Origin of the sequence: Pseudoalteromonas sp. XMcav1-K, assembly GCF_044005875.1 — a bacterium.
Classification (GTDB): Bacteria; Pseudomonadota; Gammaproteobacteria; order Enterobacterales; family Alteromonadaceae; genus Pseudoalteromonas; species Pseudoalteromonas spongiae.
The window spans coordinates 152,483-169,498 of sequence record NZ_JBIPJE010000050.1; the positions used below are offsets into that span (position 1 = coordinate 152,483).

At 40.0% G+C, this 17,016-nt stretch carries 18 protein-coding genes; 7 read left to right on the forward strand and 11 right to left on the reverse strand.

Annotated features, from left to right (window positions below; all coding sequences use genetic code 11):
• The first annotated feature begins 3 nt into the window (after positions 1 to 3).
• Positions 4 to 618 carry a LysE family translocator gene (locus tag ACHSBP_RS17520; RefSeq protein WP_395389817.1) on the forward strand — a complete coding sequence of 205 codons (615 nt, stop codon included), beginning with the start codon at positions 4 to 6 and terminating at the stop codon, positions 616 to 618.
• Here ACHSBP_RS17520 and ACHSBP_RS17525 read toward each other — a convergent pair.
• Positions 613 to 1,512 (reverse strand): LysR family transcriptional regulator, encoded by a 900-nt coding sequence (locus ACHSBP_RS17525; RefSeq protein WP_395389818.1) that lies wholly within the window; start codon positions 1,510 to 1,512, stop codon positions 613 to 615. The genes ACHSBP_RS17520 and ACHSBP_RS17525 overlap by 6 nt on opposite strands.
• Before the next feature lie 102 nt (positions 1,513 to 1,614).
• On the opposite strand from ACHSBP_RS17525, the gene ACHSBP_RS17530 reads away from it, so the two are divergent.
• Positions 1,615 to 2,118 (forward strand): lactoylglutathione lyase family protein, encoded by a 504-nt coding sequence (locus ACHSBP_RS17530; RefSeq protein ID WP_395389819.1) that lies wholly within the window; start codon positions 1,615 to 1,617, stop codon positions 2,116 to 2,118.
• A gap of 135 nt (positions 2,119 to 2,253) precedes the next feature.
• On the opposite strand, the gene ACHSBP_RS17535 is transcribed toward ACHSBP_RS17530, so the two are convergent.
• From ACHSBP_RS17535 to ACHSBP_RS17550, 4 genes are all read right to left on the reverse strand, one after another.
• Positions 2,254 to 3,198, reverse strand: a complete 945-nt coding sequence (locus ACHSBP_RS17535) for a glycerophosphodiester phosphodiesterase family protein (protein ID WP_395389820.1) — start codon at positions 3,196 to 3,198, stop codon at positions 2,254 to 2,256.
• Between the two features lie 73 nt (positions 3,199 to 3,271).
• A complete protein-coding gene (locus ACHSBP_RS17540; RefSeq protein WP_395389821.1) occupies positions 3,272 to 3,745 on the reverse strand; it encodes a hypothetical protein in 474 nt (157 codons plus the stop codon).
• 105 nt (positions 3,746 to 3,850) lie between these two features.
• Positions 3,851 to 4,948, reverse strand: a complete 1,098-nt coding sequence (locus ACHSBP_RS17545) for a hypothetical protein (protein WP_395389823.1) — start codon at positions 4,946 to 4,948, stop codon at positions 3,851 to 3,853.
• Positions 4,949 to 5,567: 619 nt separating this feature from the next.
• Positions 5,568 to 6,047: a nuclear transport factor 2 family protein gene (locus ACHSBP_RS17550; RefSeq protein WP_010558339.1), complete on the reverse strand. Its 480-nt coding sequence runs from the start codon at positions 6,045 to 6,047 to the stop codon at positions 5,568 to 5,570.
• A 111-nt stretch (positions 6,048 to 6,158) separates the two neighbouring features.
• Between ACHSBP_RS17550 and ACHSBP_RS17555 the strand changes: the two genes are divergently transcribed.
• Positions 6,159 to 6,563: a helix-turn-helix domain-containing protein gene (locus tag ACHSBP_RS17555; RefSeq protein WP_084616563.1), complete on the forward strand. Its 405-nt coding sequence runs from the start codon at positions 6,159 to 6,161 to the stop codon at positions 6,561 to 6,563.
• Between the two features lie 28 nt (positions 6,564 to 6,591).
• Here ACHSBP_RS17555 and bla read toward each other — a convergent pair whose 3' ends face one another.
• Together bla and ACHSBP_RS17565 are read right to left on the reverse strand one after the other, a co-directional pair.
• A complete protein-coding gene (gene bla / locus ACHSBP_RS17560; protein ID WP_040642207.1) occupies positions 6,592 to 7,305 on the reverse strand; it encodes a subclass B1 metallo-beta-lactamase in 714 nt (237 codons plus the stop codon).
• A gap of 110 nt (positions 7,306 to 7,415) precedes the next feature.
• Complete coding sequence (locus tag ACHSBP_RS17565; RefSeq protein WP_395389825.1) at positions 7,416 to 8,816, reverse strand: alkaline phosphatase PhoX; 1,401 nt, start codon at positions 8,814 to 8,816, stop codon at positions 7,416 to 7,418.
• 133 nt (positions 8,817 to 8,949) lie between these two features.
• Here ACHSBP_RS17565 and ACHSBP_RS17570 point away from each other — a divergent pair, with 133 nt between their 5' ends.
• The 4 genes from ACHSBP_RS17570 (at position 8,950) to ACHSBP_RS17585 (ending at position 12,511) form a co-directional block, all read left to right on the forward strand.
• Positions 8,950 to 9,399 (forward strand): Fur family transcriptional regulator, encoded by a 450-nt coding sequence (locus tag ACHSBP_RS17570; protein ID WP_395389826.1) that lies wholly within the window; start codon positions 8,950 to 8,952, stop codon positions 9,397 to 9,399.
• Positions 9,400 to 9,430: 31 nt separating this feature from the next.
• Positions 9,431 to 10,759, forward strand: coding sequence for a dihydroorotase (locus ACHSBP_RS17575; RefSeq protein WP_395389828.1), 1,329 nt, complete (start codon positions 9,431 to 9,433; stop codon positions 10,757 to 10,759).
• Positions 10,760 to 10,795: 36 nt separating this feature from the next.
• Complete coding sequence (locus ACHSBP_RS17580) at positions 10,796 to 11,461, forward strand: DUF1826 domain-containing protein (protein WP_395389829.1); 666 nt, start codon at positions 10,796 to 10,798, stop codon at positions 11,459 to 11,461.
• Between the two features lie 114 nt (positions 11,462 to 11,575).
• Positions 11,576 to 12,511 carry a GTP-binding protein gene (locus tag ACHSBP_RS17585; protein WP_395389831.1) on the forward strand — a complete coding sequence of 312 codons (936 nt, stop codon included), beginning with the start codon at positions 11,576 to 11,578 and terminating at the stop codon, positions 12,509 to 12,511.
• Between the two features lie 76 nt (positions 12,512 to 12,587).
• Here ACHSBP_RS17585 and ACHSBP_RS17590 read toward each other — a convergent pair whose 3' ends face one another.
• From ACHSBP_RS17590 to ACHSBP_RS17605, 4 genes are all read right to left on the reverse strand, one after another.
• Positions 12,588 to 12,962, reverse strand: coding sequence for a hypothetical protein (locus ACHSBP_RS17590; RefSeq protein ID WP_395389832.1), 375 nt, complete (start codon positions 12,960 to 12,962; stop codon positions 12,588 to 12,590).
• Between the two features lie 29 nt (positions 12,963 to 12,991).
• The gene (locus ACHSBP_RS17595; protein WP_395389834.1) at positions 12,992 to 13,798 is read right to left on the reverse strand and encodes a substrate-binding periplasmic protein; all 807 of its coding nucleotides are present in this window, start codon (positions 13,796 to 13,798) and stop codon (positions 12,992 to 12,994) included.
• Positions 13,799 to 13,804: 6 nt separating this feature from the next.
• Complete coding sequence (locus ACHSBP_RS17600; protein ID WP_395389837.1) at positions 13,805 to 14,935, reverse strand: porin; 1,131 nt, start codon at positions 14,933 to 14,935, stop codon at positions 13,805 to 13,807.
• Between the two features lie 65 nt (positions 14,936 to 15,000).
• Positions 15,001 to 16,872, reverse strand: coding sequence for a methyl-accepting chemotaxis protein (locus ACHSBP_RS17605; RefSeq protein WP_395389839.1), 1,872 nt, complete (start codon positions 16,870 to 16,872; stop codon positions 15,001 to 15,003).
• Positions 16,873 to 17,016: the final 144 nt, after the last annotated feature.

The following is a 17,016-nucleotide window of genomic DNA, read 5'->3' on the forward strand; positions in this document are numbered from 1 at the left end:
TACATGGATTACTTGCTGGCAGTGACGCTTTTTGCTATTTCATCATCGGTTACACCGGGTCCTAACAATATTATGGTGATGACCTCTGGGGTAAATTTTGGTGTTCAAAAAAGCTTGCCACTGTTGTTAGGAATTTGTATTGGTTTTAGCTTAATGCTGCTGGTTGTAGGGTTTGGTTTTGCCCAGCTTTTTGCCCTTTATCCCACACTGCATTTCATTATTAAATGTGTAGGTGTTGGCTATTTACTTTATTTAGCCTGGCTTATTGCAAGTAGCAGCTCAGATGTTGAAAAAAGCCGTCAAGCGACGCCTTTTTCGTTTATGAAAGGTGCGCTGTTTCAATGGGTAAATGCCAAAGCATGGATTGTTGCAACAGGTGCTATTGCAGCATTTACCTCAAGTGGTGGCGACTTATTAACTCAGCAATTAATTATCTCACTGACATTTTTTATTGTGTCGTTCCCCTGTGTTGGCGTGTGGTTGTTATTCGGCTCTATGCTGCAAAACGCACTCAATAGCCAAAGCCACAGGCGCATATTTAATTTATTCATGGCTGGTTTATTGGTGTTATCGGTATTACCGGTAATGCACGAGATTATTTCCCAATTACTTTTATAATACGTTGCTTGAACTGTCAAAATGCTCACTTATCAAATCGATGACTGAATCGAAACGAGCAGGTAAGTCCCGTTGATATTTTTTAACTAAATACCTTGGCTGTGAAATTGGTTTAGGTAATTCAAATTCACAAAGCACGTCTTTAAAAGGTGAATGAGCAATTGCTACTTGCGGTAAAACGGTAAAACCCAACCCTTTTGATACTGGTAACAGGATTTGATTTAGCTGGTTGATATAACCGATAACTGGCATAAGTTCCATACTGCCAGGGTGTTTATCAAGTTGATTAAACACCATGCTTAGGTAGTGCTTGCCATCTGGGTGATTAATAAATCCGCGTTGGCATAAATCATCAAACGATGTAATCGTATCTTGCCAAGCTTTTGCCATCACCACAGAAATTTTTTCATGACTTAAGCGCATTGCTGAAAACCCTTTATCAGCTGAATAGTGGTTAACAATGCCTAAATCAATTGAGCCTTGTTGTATGTGCTCTAAAATACGTTCGTTTGGTGCAATTTCAAGCTCGCACACCAGCTTTGGCAACTTAACTTGTTGTGCAATAAGCTTTTCATACAGAGATAATGCATTTGCACCAGAGCATGCAATACGGCACACCCCACTGTGTTTATCATCAAAGCTAAGTTGCTCAAGTAAATCAATCTGCCCCTTAAACGTCGACAATGCATAGTCATATACCAACTTTCCTTGCTCGGTAATTTCAAATGCTTTGCCATAGCGCTTTATTAAAGCTTGGCCGCAATAACTCTCTAACTTTTGCAAATGTTGGCTAACACCCGGTTGTGTCATTGCTAATAAATCTGCGGTTTTGGTAAAACTTTTTGTCTCAACTAGGGTGATATAAGTTTTTAACCATATGTTATTTAACATCATAATTTTAAATTATAGGTTTTCTAAAATTTAATAATTTCAATTAATTTAGTGGATTAACTAGGCTTAGCACAAGTAATTTTTCTTGTTAAAAAAGGAAACACAATGTCACACACGTACCCTAGAAGTTTTTCACACATTGGTATTTCAGTACCTGACCTAGAAGCCGCAGTAAAATTCTACACTGAGGTGTTAGGCTGGTATTTAATTATGAAACCCACTGAAATTATTGAAGACGACTCGCCAATTGGCGAGATGTGCACCGATGTGTTTGGTGTTGGCTGGCAGCGTTTTCGCATTGCCCATTTATCTACTGGTGACCGTATTGGTGTTGAATTATTTGAATTTAAGAACCAAGAAAACCCCGAAGATAACTTTGAATATTGGAAAACAGGTATTTTCCACTTTTGTGTGCAAGACCCAGATGTAGAAGGACTGGCTGAAAAAATCGTTGCTGCTGGCGGTAAAAAACGCATGGCAAAACCACGCTATTACTACCCTGGTGAAAAGCCTTACCGTATGATTTACATGGAAGACCCATTTGGCAATATTTTAGAAATATACAGCCACAGCTACGAGCTACATTATGCAAGTGGCGCCTACAACTAACTGTTGCATTCCTATTAGGCTGATCATTTTACAGTTTGGTGAATGATCAGCCCCTTTTACAGTCGCCATTAAAGGCTTAAAAGTGCCAACAAATGTTATTCGTAACGCCGTAATAGCTTTGAGCTAGCGGGCGTCTTAATTGACGCGTTTGTTAGCTTGTGTTGCGCGAATAAAATCAAGATCACTCGTGATAACTCCAACACCCGATGCGACAGCGTCATCGTAGGATTGGGTAATCGATTCATGTCGAGACCAAAGATAAACATCCGAACCATAGCTCTGTAATCTTGATGCGAGGCGTTCAGGATAGCCCCAAAAAAACTTTGTCATCGAGGGAGGTATAAAAAGAATGGTGTTCCTACAGGACTCGGGAACTAATCCAGCCCATCCAACTAAAAGGTAATTTATTCCGCAACTCTTTACACTACCAACGCTTGCTAACCGTAAAGATGAATCCTTGTTTCGAAACCACTCCATACCTTTTGAAGAGGTAATTACAATATGGTTAGACTTTTTTCCAGCTAAATACTCATATAGAGTTTCGAATGATCGTATGTCGTTATTCTTTAGGTTTAACCAAAACTCATGCTTTGGATACCGCTCATAAAACGCCTCTAACTTGGAAATCCTAAAACCTTTTCCTCTAAATGGGAAAGTCGCACCATCATCAAATGTATATCCATATCCTGCATCAAGATTTTTCAACTGCTCAAACGATGTTTTATGTACTGGCCCAGACCCATTTGTAGCACAATCTAACGTCCAGTCATGAAAAACAACCAGTTGATCATCACGCGTTCTGTGAACATTTAGATGAATTACGTTAGCCCCCGCTGCAACGGAAGACGCCACAGCTTCTAGTGTGTTTTCAACTGAATTGACCTTTGATGCGTTTATTGAAAGGGAGGTACAGCCAGTTTTTTTTAATTTTTCATAGTTAACTGCACTTCCGCCTCCTCGATAGGCCACAATCTCGCCATGTCGCTGTAGGTCAGGAACGAACACATAAGCATTAAACACTCCTAGAGTAATTATGCAAAACAGACAAATCAAAAACGTCTTAACTATTTTTATAAACATTTATTACCTGGATCCTTGATCGATGGTCGATGAAAGCAAACTCCCGCATGCGGGGCGCGAATTGATGCGATTGTTAGGGCTTTTTAGCCAAAACAACATCGTAAAAATTGTCTTTAATAAACTTATACAGCCTTAGTTCAGCACCTAGCTCAACCATGTCCTTGATAGGAACATCCCACTCTTGGAACCCTTCCATTTTGACGAATAGCTTATGCATCGGCACAGTTTCACCGGTGCGCCCTTTTGATATGTACTGAAAGTGGTGAGACTCGTAACGCATAGATTGGACTTTGTTACGCGGAATTCTGATTTCACTGAAAGCACCATCACGAATATACAAAGTACCGGCTTTAATCCAGGCAGAAGGCTTGGTACCATTTTTAAACCAAAACACAAATGAAGCCAACATAACGACTAGGATAACAATGGGCATAAATGCCCCTAAGCCTTCAGCTTGGGCTGCCATAAACAATACAACAGGAAGAGGCGCTAAGGATGCCATAAAGATCTGAATGTAATTGCGTTCCCTTGGTAATACTGCGTCCATAATTAATATTTCCCTATAACCCTAACGCCGCGTTAAGCGGATAAAAATAGTTGGCTATAATCGCGAAGCGATGACCAACTGTCTTTATTCCGTTTAAGCAACTTGTTATGTATTTTTAGTGAAATGGCGTTCAATGTCATAACCGATGGATGTATTATGTTGATCGAACATTTTCACAAACTTTTTCATTTCCGGTTTCCCATTTGAACCAAAAATTAATTTATTCAGAGTTGCTCTAACACCAAACTGATTTTTGAGAGCATTGATAGGATTAACTTGAGTTGCAATCTTAAAAATCCCCATGCCAGCTTCCATTGTCACTGGCTTACCTGTTGCCCCTAACCCAATTTTTGCACTTACATTTTGTGATACCGAATCCAATTGTTTTCGGTAATTATTAATCTCATTGATATCATCATTTGATAGCGCATTTTGAAATTGCTTAAGCCATTCCCGGAGATTTAAGAAATCGTTTCTCATTTCTAAAGCTACTTCAATAAGTTGAGGTATTGACGATGAGTCTTGTATTACTCGGAGCGGGATCGCAGGCATATTTATAAACAAAGAATACAGAGAGTCTATTCCATAAATTTTCTTAGAAACTTTCATCTGCTCATCATTCAAAAATGACGTCACCTGATGAAGTGCATCACCAGCAGGCAACATGAAACCTGAATTAACAAAAAATCTTTTTCTCAAAGGGTGTGGTGTATAACTCTTTTCATAAACAAAACTTCTTGCACACATTCCAGCTCCGCCCCACATAGTTGCTGAGAGTAGCGGATGCGTAACTTGTTGGGTCTCTTTCCAACTAGTTATGTTTTCTTGATGTGATTTTTTTAGAGACTCATTTGAGCACATATGCTCAATTATTCGACTTTTTGGTAAGGCTAATTTTTCAGATTCATTTAAAAATGGATAGCTTCTAACAACCCCTTGCTCTTTCGCTTTTAAAATCGGACTATTTGAAGCAGTCCAAGCATGTGTGAAGCTCTTATCAACCAAAATTTCATCGCGAAGGACTAAGTCAGTAATAAAATCAAAAAGTGCTTCTGTTTGAACAGAAGCAAATGAAATTGGATTATATGAATAACTTTTATCTTTAACTATGATCTCATCTGCTGAGCTATCATCCATACCTGATACTAAAAGGCTTGAAATATCTTGAAGTGACCAATTGTCTGAAACTACACCTTGTGCCATTGAATCTCCGTATAATGATTGAATACATAACAATTTAATATCGACCCAATGGGTTGTTTTTTTACCGAGCCACGGGTTATTTTTGTCATTGCACCAGTTCTATCACACTTACTAACTTGTTGCTACAGATATACTTTTAATCATTATAGAAATTATGAAGAGGATAAAGACGACCAAATGGGTCGTTTCCTGAATATAGGAGAAACTCATAGCAACTGGACATAAAGTCGGTGCTGAAAAATAAATTTCTAATGACTGCTATTCGCTCTGATCTGCCTTATCGCAACTAAGCATGTTATGAAGCTGAGTTAAGAATTCCTCCATGAAGCTTTGTTCCATCGGTCACCTCGATAATCGCTCCTGCATTATTCTAATGCCTTACGACCATGTATGCCACACACCTCACTTGCTCAAGCTACGAAGCTCAGATGATTCTAGGCTTCCTGCCGGCCAGCTTCGCTGTTCAAATTTATTCCCAATAAACTCGTGTTTCATTTTTGTTGTGTAACAAAAATAGACAAGAATGCATCATGGATGGTTAGAAAAGAATTTTTATATCTAAACAGCTATAAATTAACGCCATCTTTACTGTTAACACCTTTAAGTTAATACCTATAAGCTAAAACACGCCATTACTATTACGCATTTTACCGCCAACCATCAAACTATAAAGGCGCATCGAAAAACTTAAACCTTGCACGGCATCCCAATGCTCAACCAATTTGCCATTTTCCAAGCGCCATGTATCGATAATATTAAAACCTTGGGTATCATCGCCACGATGTTTACGTTTTAGCGTTGCATGCGAATGAATAATAACGTAATCCCCATCAACAAACGCATGTTTAACATCGTAACTAAACTCCGGCGCCGTTTTTACAAGATCGCTTACCGCTTTAACTACACCCTCAATATTATCAGCGATGGTGCGATTATGTTGCCTATAACTATTTTGTCCGTATTGTTTGGTCACTTGGTCAAAATTGTGGTCATTCATTATCAGTTGAACAAAGGCGATAACGGCCTCAACTTTTTCTCTGTCTTGTGCTGACCAGTGAGGCTTGATTAACGCTGCAACATTAATATGTGGTTTGCTCATAAATACTCTCAAATATAGTTGTAAATTTAACTTTCATTTTGCAAGTTAAATTATTTGCTTGCAGTTTGCAAGTAAATTAAAATCTCTAAAACTTATTCAATGAGCATACTTATGAGTAAACGATCACTTTGCCCTATCTCGAATGTGTTGGATCACCTTGGTGATAAATGGAGCTTACTGATCCTAAGGGATTTGATTTTCTTCAATAAAAGTTCTTATTCGGAGTTACAAAACTCTGAAGAGAAAATGGCAACAAATATTTTATCGAGCAGGCTAGAAAAACTAGAAAGTGTTGGTTTAATAAGTAAGCAAACAGCGCAAAGCGATAAACGAAAAAAGCTGTATACACTTACTCAAGCGGGTAAAGATACCTTGCCAATATTGCTTGAAATGATTGTGTGGAGCAGTAAACACGGTGAGAATTTAAACCTACCAGAGCAGCTTTTAACGCGTATAAAAAACGACCGCGAAGAACTAATTAATGACTTGCTGGCGAATATAAAAAGCGCACCTTAGTGCGCTTAAATTATTGCCCCTGAGCTAATTATTTATTTTGCTCTGCCAAGTAGTTTTTGGCTAGTTTGGCGGTATGAAGTAGTAACGATTGATCGCCAGCGCGACCGTGCCCCGGAAATACATGCTTGATATTCGGATACGCACTGAGCGTATTTTCAATTGATGTTGGCCACTTTGAAACACGCGCATCTTCAAGGTTGCCCAAATTTTTACTGTTAAGCCCCTTTACAAAACAGCCTGCAAAGAGAATTTGTGGCTTTTCAAGCCATACAACAATATTGTCAGCGGTATGCCCGCCACCAGGATAAAATACCTCTATTTTATCTTTGAGCAGCGAAAACTTATCCTCTTCAATAATATGTGTTGCCGACAGCCCTTTATGTTTTTCTAATAACTGATTCGTTTTTTTATAGGCATAAGTTGGAATATTTCGCTGGTTTAGTGCAGTCAATCCGCCACTTGCATCTTGATGAAAATGCGTCACAACAGCGGCTTTCAGTGTAAAGCCTTGCTCGTTTGTCCAATTAATCAGTTTTTCGGTGTCGCTGTTCGACCAAGGCGTATCAATCATGTAAGCCTCTTTACCGTCAACAACAACTAACCCACGTGCAGAAACATTGCCCCACTGACCAACGTGCTGATAGGAAATATGCTCATAAACCCCATTTTGTATTGGCTTTATCGTTAATTTCGGATCCGCGGCGTTAAGATTAAAGCTAATAATAAAAAGCACATATAGCATAGATTTACCCAGCGCATTAATTGAACTAAACATGTAAAAACCAGTAACGAGAAATAAAGCTATTACCTTGCAAAAACAAACAACAAAGGTCAACTTATGTTGTTAACAGTTTATGCTTCGGCTGCTTCATTTATAAAATTTTGCCAAGGACCCGTAATTGCCAATGTGCGCGTAGGCGAATACAAATTAACAAATAACACCTCACCATTTGGCGAAAAACACGCCCCTGCAGGCTCTGTATTAATATTTATTTTGGCAAATGGATAAACTGCCCCACTTGGCGTTACACCGCGTAAATAGTTATCAGGAAATAAACTATATTGGTCTTCACATACCAATAAATGGCCATTTGGCATCACTGTTAAGTTATCGCCAAAGTTATATAGTGATTCATCGCTACTTTCTAAAAACAGTTGTAATAATGCGGGGTGCTCTGCCTCGTTATCCGTGCCTTCAAAAGCAGACGGTTGATATCGCATTATTTGACCAAGCTGCTTTGTACCACCATTGGTGCAGCAAAAATAAAGTTCGTTTTCGCCAAAATGAATGCCTTCTCCACGAGCAAAAACCGCTGCACCCGCTTCATAGCCGCGTTTGCGCAGGTCATCTTCTGGGCTTTCAGGGTTATCAAGGTTTATCCATTCCACTTCAAACCACTTCGCAATTGGCAAAGTGGTTAACTGCCAATTGCGTGTATCGAACTGTTTGCTGTGTTTAAAAACAAGTGCTTGTAATTGACCACCTAAGTGCAATTTTTCTTTTACTTTAGGAATAAAGCGATAAAACAAACTATCGCCTCTATCTTCTGTGAGGTAGACAATGCCTGTACGCGGATCAACTGCAGCCGCTTCATGATTAAAACGGCCCATAGCGCGAAGTGGTTTTGCCTCTACCAAGCCCGTAGCAGTTGCCGGCACCTCAAATATATAACCATGGGATTTGTTTATTTCACCATCGGGTGTCGCCACCGATTCTTCACACGTTAGCCAGCTTCCCCATGGTGTTGTGCCGCCCGCACAATTTCGAATCGTGCCAACTAAACTGTAAAACTCACGCTCTACTTTTTGCGTGCGCAAATTATAAATGATGTGAGTGGTCCCTCCAGGGAGTGCAACTTTGCTACGTTGCGAGTCATAAGCAAGGTCGCTTACGTGATGTTTAATCTCATTTGATGCATCATCTAAATGCTTTGGGCTTAATTCATGATTACGCACAAGCGCAACTCGGGTTTCATCAAGCGCGAAACAGCCCATACCATCGGCGCGATCGGGTACTGTTAAACCATCACTCATTTCATTATTCAAAGAAGATATAACGCGGTAACTAAATCCTTTTGGCAGATCAATTAACCCTTTTGGATCTTCAACTAAATCACCATAACCGCGCACACTGGGGGTACTAGCACGGTTTGAATTACTCGACGGCGAAATTGCACAGCCGAGTAAACTACTGCTCAACCCCATAAACGCTAATGTCACGGTATTTTTAGTAAATTGTCTGCGTGAAACCATTATAAAAGCCTCCTTTCGTTATAAATTTTAGCCTACCCCATAAAGACGACATTTTCATTAAATCGCTGTGTATGTTGCCTTTGGTTTATTTTGTTATATTATAACATTTCACAAATTCGTAACAGGGGCGAAAATGTTATCAATTGAAAAGGAAACCGAACTGAAAAAGCGGTTCAAACTCGCAGGTGTAAAAGCAACACAAAAACGCATGGAAATTTTCCATACCTTAGTGCTGGCTAATCGGGCGCTTTCACCTTACGAATTAGCACATTTTTGTGAGAACGATTTCTCACTGTCAATTCCTGTAGTGTCAATTTACCGCACGCTCGATTTACTCGTTTCGGTTAATCTTGTTCATAAGCTCGACCTTGTAAACAAATTCATTGCCTGTGCCCATTTAGAGTGCCAATCACATCATCCTCACAGCCAATTTTTAATTTGTAATGTGTGTCAAAAAGTCACCGAAATCCATATTCCCCACACCATCACAAATGAATTAAGTGAGCATATTGCAAAACACGGATTTCAACTCAAATCACCTCAATACGAATTTCAAGGCATTTGCCAAGCATGTTCGTCTTGACCCTTTAACACTGACACTTTGCGGAATATAAATGAATTTAACCCTTTTAAAAAATGCCAAAATTGTTAATGAAAGCAGCATATTTGAAGCCGATTTACGAATAAAAAAAGGCCGCATAGAGCGCATCGAAAAACACCTTAATGCACAGCCAAACGAACAAGTCATCGATTTACAAGGTGATTGGTTACTTCCGGGGATGATTGATGATCAAGTTCATTTTCGCGAACCAGGTCTTGAGTGGAAAGCAAATATCGCTAGCGAATCGCGCGCTGCGGTCGCTGGCGGTATTACAAGTTATATGGAAATGCCCAATGTAAATCCTGCAACCACAAATCATGCGGCTTTAAGGCATAAACGCGATATTGCCGCAGCCAATTCACTGGCAAATTACGCATTTTACTTAGGTGCGACTCCTGACAACCTAGATCAAATTAAGGCGTGTGACCCAAAAACCGTATGTGGTGTAAAAGTGTTTATGGGTGCATCAACAGGTGATTTATTAGTAGAGCACCCCGCTGCGCTTGAAGCAATTTTTAAAGAATGCCCAACACTTATCGCCACACATTGTGAAAAGGGCGATATAATTGCCAACAATTTAAAAGGATTGGCAAATAGACCGCTAACGATTCACGATCATCCGATTATTCGCGATGTTGAAGCCTGTTATGCCTCGTCTTCTTACGCTGTGAATTTGGCGAAAAAATATAGTAGCGACTTGCATGTGCTGCATATCACAACAGCTAAAGAGCTGGCGCTATTTGAAGCTGGCCCTATTGATAACAAACACATTACCGCAGAAGCCTGTGTTCATCATTTATGGTTTAACCAAGATGATTACACTCGCCTTGGCAATTTAATTAAGTGTAATCCAGCGATTAAATCAGAGCATGATCGCCTCGCCTTATTAAACGCGTTAAACGATGGCCGAATAGACATTATTGCCACCGATCATGCACCGCATACATGGCAAGAAAAACAAGCACCCTATAGTGAAGCACCCGCAGGATTACCACTAGTGCAACATGCTCTGCTGAGTTTATTTGACCAAGTAAAACGCGGCGCATTAACTATTGAGCAAGTTGTTGAAAAAACAGCTCATAACCCAGCTAAACGCTTCAAAATAAATGAACGCGGTTTTATCCGTGAAGGCTACTTTGCCGACTTAACCGTGGTGAGTTGTTGCGCGAGCGAAGCGGTAACACACGACAACTCCCATTATCACTGTGCATGGTCGCCATTCGCTGGGCACCAGTTTTCACACAGCATTCGCTATACCTTTGTAAATGGTCAATGCGTTTACAACCATGGCGACATTATTGACGACACCACCAGCGCAATGCCGCTAATTTTTAACCGCTAATTTTTAGCAAATAAACCGATTTAACAGGGGTAACTTATGAGTAATCATGCCATTTTAGAAAACAACACCGCGCTTTACCGCCACGCTGCCATTTCTGACCAACCAAATATCCTTGCGGATATTTATCAAGAAGATGTAAACATAACAATTTGGCAAAACGAATTGAGCGAGCTCGCAACACAGCAAACAAATGATTTGCGCCAAAGTAGCGAACACTTAAATATGGTGCTGGCGGCAACACCAGACAACGTTATGACGCAATTAATGGAAAATCACGCCCTTGCCGATAAACCAGCACTTTGTCAGCATATTCAAATATTGCTCGATATGTTTTGTACCTTGTTTGAATTACAGCGTGCTGGGCTGCGCCTAACCTTACTTGATAAAGCAATGTGTCCCAAATTCCACGTTGACAAAATCCCGTGTCGATTGGTTTCAACCTTGGGCGGGCCTGCAACTGAATGGCTCGCTTTTGAAGATGTTGATTACACTAAGCTAGGTTTAGCCAGTGTTGGCCTAAGCGATGATGAGTCTGGCGTGTATTTGCATGAAAATGCCATACAACAAATGCAATCTGGTGATGTGGCATTGCTAAAAGGTTCAGGCTGGCAAAACAATCAAGATGCGGCACTTGTTCATCGTTCACCTCACGTTGCAAATAATGAAAAACGCCTAGTAATCACACTCGATTTTATCGATTAGCTGCCCTGCCAAAGTGGCAGATTTAACGCGCCTAGCTCAGTTAAAAATTGGCGTTTAGCGTTAACCATTATGACAAGGTATTAATACCATTTCACATTTCATCAAGAGAATTTTATGGAAGCAATTATAGTTATTGTTGGTTTTTTAGGAGCCGGCAAAACAACCCTACTTAAAAAGCTAGTCGATAATGCACTTGCGCAATTTTGGCAGCCGTTTATTGTGCTTAACGACTATGAAACTGCCGAGTTAGATATCGCTCAGCTTAGCGATAAACTAGACAAACAGTGGTTAAAAGCCTTAAGTGGCAGCTGCATTTGCTGCAGCGGTATTTCAGAGCTGCGCGACAGCGTTAATCGCATACCTGAACGCAAAAATGGCATCACCTTTATCGAAGCGAACGGCACAACCGATGCATGCTCGTTAATGGGTTTTTTAGGCGTTGGCATAGACGAACGATTTCTCCCGCCCGTTCAAATATCAGTTGTTGACGTGAAAAATTGGCAACTGCGAGGGGAGCATAATGAGCTTGAGGCTAATCAAATACAGGTTTCGTCAATCTTGGTATTAACCCATGAAAGTGGTATTGACAGCGCACGAATTGAAGCTGTAAAGACTCAGTTACAAGCGCTCAACCCAAGCGCTAAAATAATCAGAGCAGATGAGTTAAACATCACCCAGTTGCCTGAAGTCGCACCGTCTGAAAATAGTGCAACTAAACTCGACCATCATAAAGCGCATTGGGCATCTAGTTCGGCCGATTTACCGCATTTACCCGATTACCTAAGCGTAAAAGACATTTGCGATGCTTTGCCCAGCACCATTTTACGCATAAAAGGCTGCACCACTATCGCCGATGAGCCTCATTACGTGTATTTTGAGCGTTGCCCAGACGGAGAAGTATATGTGAGACCTTATCGCGGAAAACCTGACACCGGAACAAAATTACTTACCATTGGCCCAGGCAGCGATAAGACGCTGTTAGAGCTGGTGATTAAAAAAGCTTTAATCACAGCAAAAAAACGGGAAAACCAGAAAGCCTGTAACGTTTAACGCAAAGCCACTTTACGGTAATTGAAAATAGCGCGTACAGCGCTATTTTTATTGCTAATCAAAAAACAACACAACGCTAACTATTTGCCGCAACCGCACTCAAAATACTAACTACCGCAAATAACATCCACGATATGTGCCTTGCTTTAGAGCCCACTAATGCCACGATAAAATGAATAGCAAACGTCACTGCAATAATATAAAGCACCGTAACCTTATTAAGGTTTGGCTCTGCAAGTGCCAACAAAATAGCGGCAAAACCAACCCAAGTTACCGAGGTTAAATGCCAAGCAAAACGCAATGTGCGTTTGGTAAAATCATCGTTACCAAAAAGCTTCGGTAAATTATCTCGCTTAAATAACCTTATCAGAATGTAACGCTCACCGAGGTTAGAATGTGCAAACGATAAAATTAACAGTAAGCAAGCAGAAATGTAGAGTAGAAACGTCATATCCTTATGTACCACTTTATAGATTAAGTTTACTGATCAACTGAGTCAGTCGTTCGCTGCTGATTAGATATCTGTTTAATGGCGTTATTTAGCTCAGCCAAAAACGACTCAAAATCAGTAAAATGCTTCACATATTCTTTTGAAAAGCCAATATGTGCAGATTGGGAAGAAATGGTTTCCATAACAATAAAATCGGCATTATTCGGCATATCATTTTGCGCTAACGCATCTTTTAACACCAACAAGGTTGATGTTTTATCATTTATATAACAATCAATTCGCCGTTTCAGTAATTTTTCAACATTATGCTCAGTGCTCTTATTACTTTCTAACAATATTTTGCCCTGTTTAACCGCTTTAGAATATTTATCATTGAGCAATATGTAGCCAGCATTAATGCCTAAACTAAGCGGCTTTGAGTTTTTATTTTGAAAAAAATAATCAACTAATCGCACATTTTTATGGCACAACACTACGACTTCTTCTAATCCAATTTTTTCCGAATAATGGGAAATAAAGGGACGTGTTTCAGGATGTTTATAAGGAGGTAAAATGGCCAGTTCTTTACCTTGTTCAACAAGCATTAATGCTCGCTTCCATGGCAGTGGCACAAACGTAATATGGTAATTAGGTGCAAGTTCACGGCTTACTTGGTGTATAAAATCAATGTAAATGCCTTGCACTATGCCATTTTCAATATAGCTGTAAGGTGGGTAATCATCGTCAACTAAAATGCGTACTTCTTGACTATCTGCCGCAAATAAATGGGCACTGCAAAAAAGCAGTAAACTCAATGCAATAAATGAGCGCAAACGCAAATAGTACTTAATTATCATATAGTTTTAATACGCCCACTGCTGAGAGTAATCATAGCGAAAGCCTACCGAAATTGACTGAGTATCGTTCAAAGCATCAAAGTCTTTCGTTAAATACTCTAAATGAAAACGTAGGTTATCGCTTGGCAGCCACTCAAATGTTAAGTTGGCTCCTTGATGGCTTTTAGTTTCAAGTTTCGAATTTCCATCGTCAAAGTCAAAGAAGCCCAATTTAGCGCGATACAAAGGATGAAAACGATAGGCAAGTGAAACATCGAGCGTAGCGCCGCTTCTTGAGTTAACACGCTGATAGTCAACATCTTGATACGCAATGGCTGCATAAAGATTGTCGCTAATATCAAGCGCTGCCATGCCCGCTACCACTTCAGTTTTACCAATTTTAAGTTGTTGCTGGTTATAATCATTCTGTCTTGAGTAAGTTAACGCTAAATGCAATCCATTTCGGCTATAACCTAAACCGGTATTAATAAAGTCGGCAAAATCATCGCCACTATCACCGTCAAACTGTCCACCTATCATAAACTTAAAATCACTGATTTGGTTTTCATAAGTAACAAGGTTATTAACAAAAAATGGGCTTTCAACATCGTAAGCAAAGGGGCTACTGCGATGGTTAAAAATATCCACATATTCAGCAATTAAGGTGTATTGCACCGGTCTTTGTTTACCAAGACCAAACTGGCCGATTGGCGAATCTAGCGCTACATATACTTGTCTGGCCTTGCCAAAATCACCATTGTTACCAAGGTCAATACTCCACTCACCGTGAGCAATTGCCTGCCAACCGGGTTTAAATTGATAAGTAGATTTAAATCCAGCATGAGATAAGGCATCCTGAATATCCATAAACTCATCATTTTGATCTTCAATATAACCGTAAGTTGGCCGTAACGTTGCATACAGCTTAATACTGCCATCTTCGCGCTTCTTCGGCTGTAAAACCTCTGGACTTTCTGACATATTGTTTTTATTCGTAGCGCCTTGTTGCTTGGCTTTTGCTTCTAACTCTGCCAACCGTTTTTGCAACTCAAGTAACTGCTGTTTTATAAGCTCAATTTCATTTTCTTGGCTGGTATCGGCATGTGCAAAATGAGCAAAAAGTAACGGTGCACAAAGCAGTAAGTTAAAGCGTTTCATCGGTGTATCCTCACTATGGCTAACTGACTAAACTACTGTCCATTGATTAAACAGGCGATTGTCCATTACACCTTAAAGCGGTCTAATATTTGCTTTTGCTCTTGAATACTATTGGCCTGCAATTCAATTGATTCGCTAGTTTGGTGTGCATAATTAGAAACATTGACGGAAATATCTCGGATCCTAACGGTGTTTTCATTAATTTCTTCCGACACCGAACTTTGCTCTTCGGCCGCTGATGCTATTTGCGTATTCATGTCATTAATTAAATTAATTGCAGCGCAAATTCTATCGAGTGCTTGCTGTGTGCTTTTTGCTTGTTCAACGGTTTCTTGTGCAGCGCCTTGGCTTACTTTCATCGCTTCTACAACCGTTTTTACGCCCGATTGCAATTGATCAATCATGGCGCGAATTTCAGTTGTGGAATCTTGGGTACGAGAGGCGAGTGTGCGAACTTCATCTGCCACAACGGCAAAACCACGCCCCTGTTCACCCGCCCTTGCAGCTTCAATTGCGGCATTAAGCGCCAGCAAGTTAGTTTGTTCAGCAATCTCGTTGATCACCTGCAAAATGGTTTCAATGTTATGGGTCGCATTTTCTAAAATTTCGACATTACCAACCGCATGCTCAATGCGCGTCGATAATGTATCAATCAATGAGGTTGTTTGTTCTACGATTTGTACGCCTGTTTGGGTGGCGTTATCAGCTTCTTTCGTTGCTTCAGCGGCACTTTGTGCATTATTGGCAACCTCGGAAGCGGTTACCGTCATTTGATTCATCGCAGTGGCAAGCAAATCAATTTCTTGCAACTGCTTCGATACCGCAGCATTCGAATCGTGTACGCCTTGTTGTGATACTCTCATGCTGCTTAGAACATCGTCACCAGTCGACTTTAACAGCTTAATCTGTTCTCTAAGGTTTTCTTTAAACAGGTTAAATCCAGTGGCCAATTCAGCAAATTCTTGATCAGTATCGGTAGATAGCCGTCTTGTTAAGTCCCCTTCGCCAGTTGCGATATTCTCTATCGCACTGTTTAGTGCATTAAGCGGCGTCAATAATTTTTTCATTATAAACTGCAGCACTAACACGCTTACAATTAAGGCAATAATACTAAAAATGACAACTTGGTTACGCATATCGGTAACCGCTTTATACGCAATTTTTTCGTTGAGTAGCACGCCAATGTACCAATCTTGATCAGGAATTTTGGCAAACCTTAGGTTAAACTCTTCACCATCAACGATTGGGTGTTCAATGTTATTAACCTGAATACGAGAATTTGGTAAAAACTCACTCATATTTTTGCCATTTTTACTGGCATCAGGGTGGGCGATTACCACGCCACTTTCAGACACAATAAAAATGTAACCTGCATCAAATAATTGCACGCGATTAACCAAATCCGATAAACCAGACAGACTCAAATCAAAAAAGATCGCGCCAATAAATTCGTTCGCTTTAATCAGTGGAGTGGCAACGGAAATGAGTATTTCACCTGTAGCCGAATCCGCATAAGGTTCAGTAATAATCAGTTGCCTTTCATTTTTTGCTTTTACATACCAAGGTCTTATTCTTGGGTCCCAACCAGCTCCTGGCTCCCAATCAGGATCACTTTTAAAGTTTGAACCATCCAATTCGTAGCCGCCGCCAATCAGTAAAAACTCTTGTTTAATTTCAGGAATACGAATGACATCAGTAATGTGCTGATGAGAAGGGTCTAGTTGTGCAAGCGATGTAGCATAACTGGCAATTGCTTTTTTACCACCAAGCTCTGACGAAACTGTATTTTTAACACCGTGAACAATGTCTTGAATACTTTCTTCAATGGTTGTTTGAAGTTTTGATTTAACAGTGAAAAATTGAATGGTGCCAAGAAAGGCAATGGTGATAATCAGTAACAGTGAAGATGCAATTGCAACCTTATGAACAAATTTCATAACATTCTCAACCTAATGTTTGCTACATAACTAAAAAGCGTCTAAGAAATTAGATTGCTTAGCCTCTTTTTATGAGATGTCTTTAACATTAGTTGATAAGTTTACATTTTTCCTGTGCATTAACGGTTAATAGTATGCCGAAAT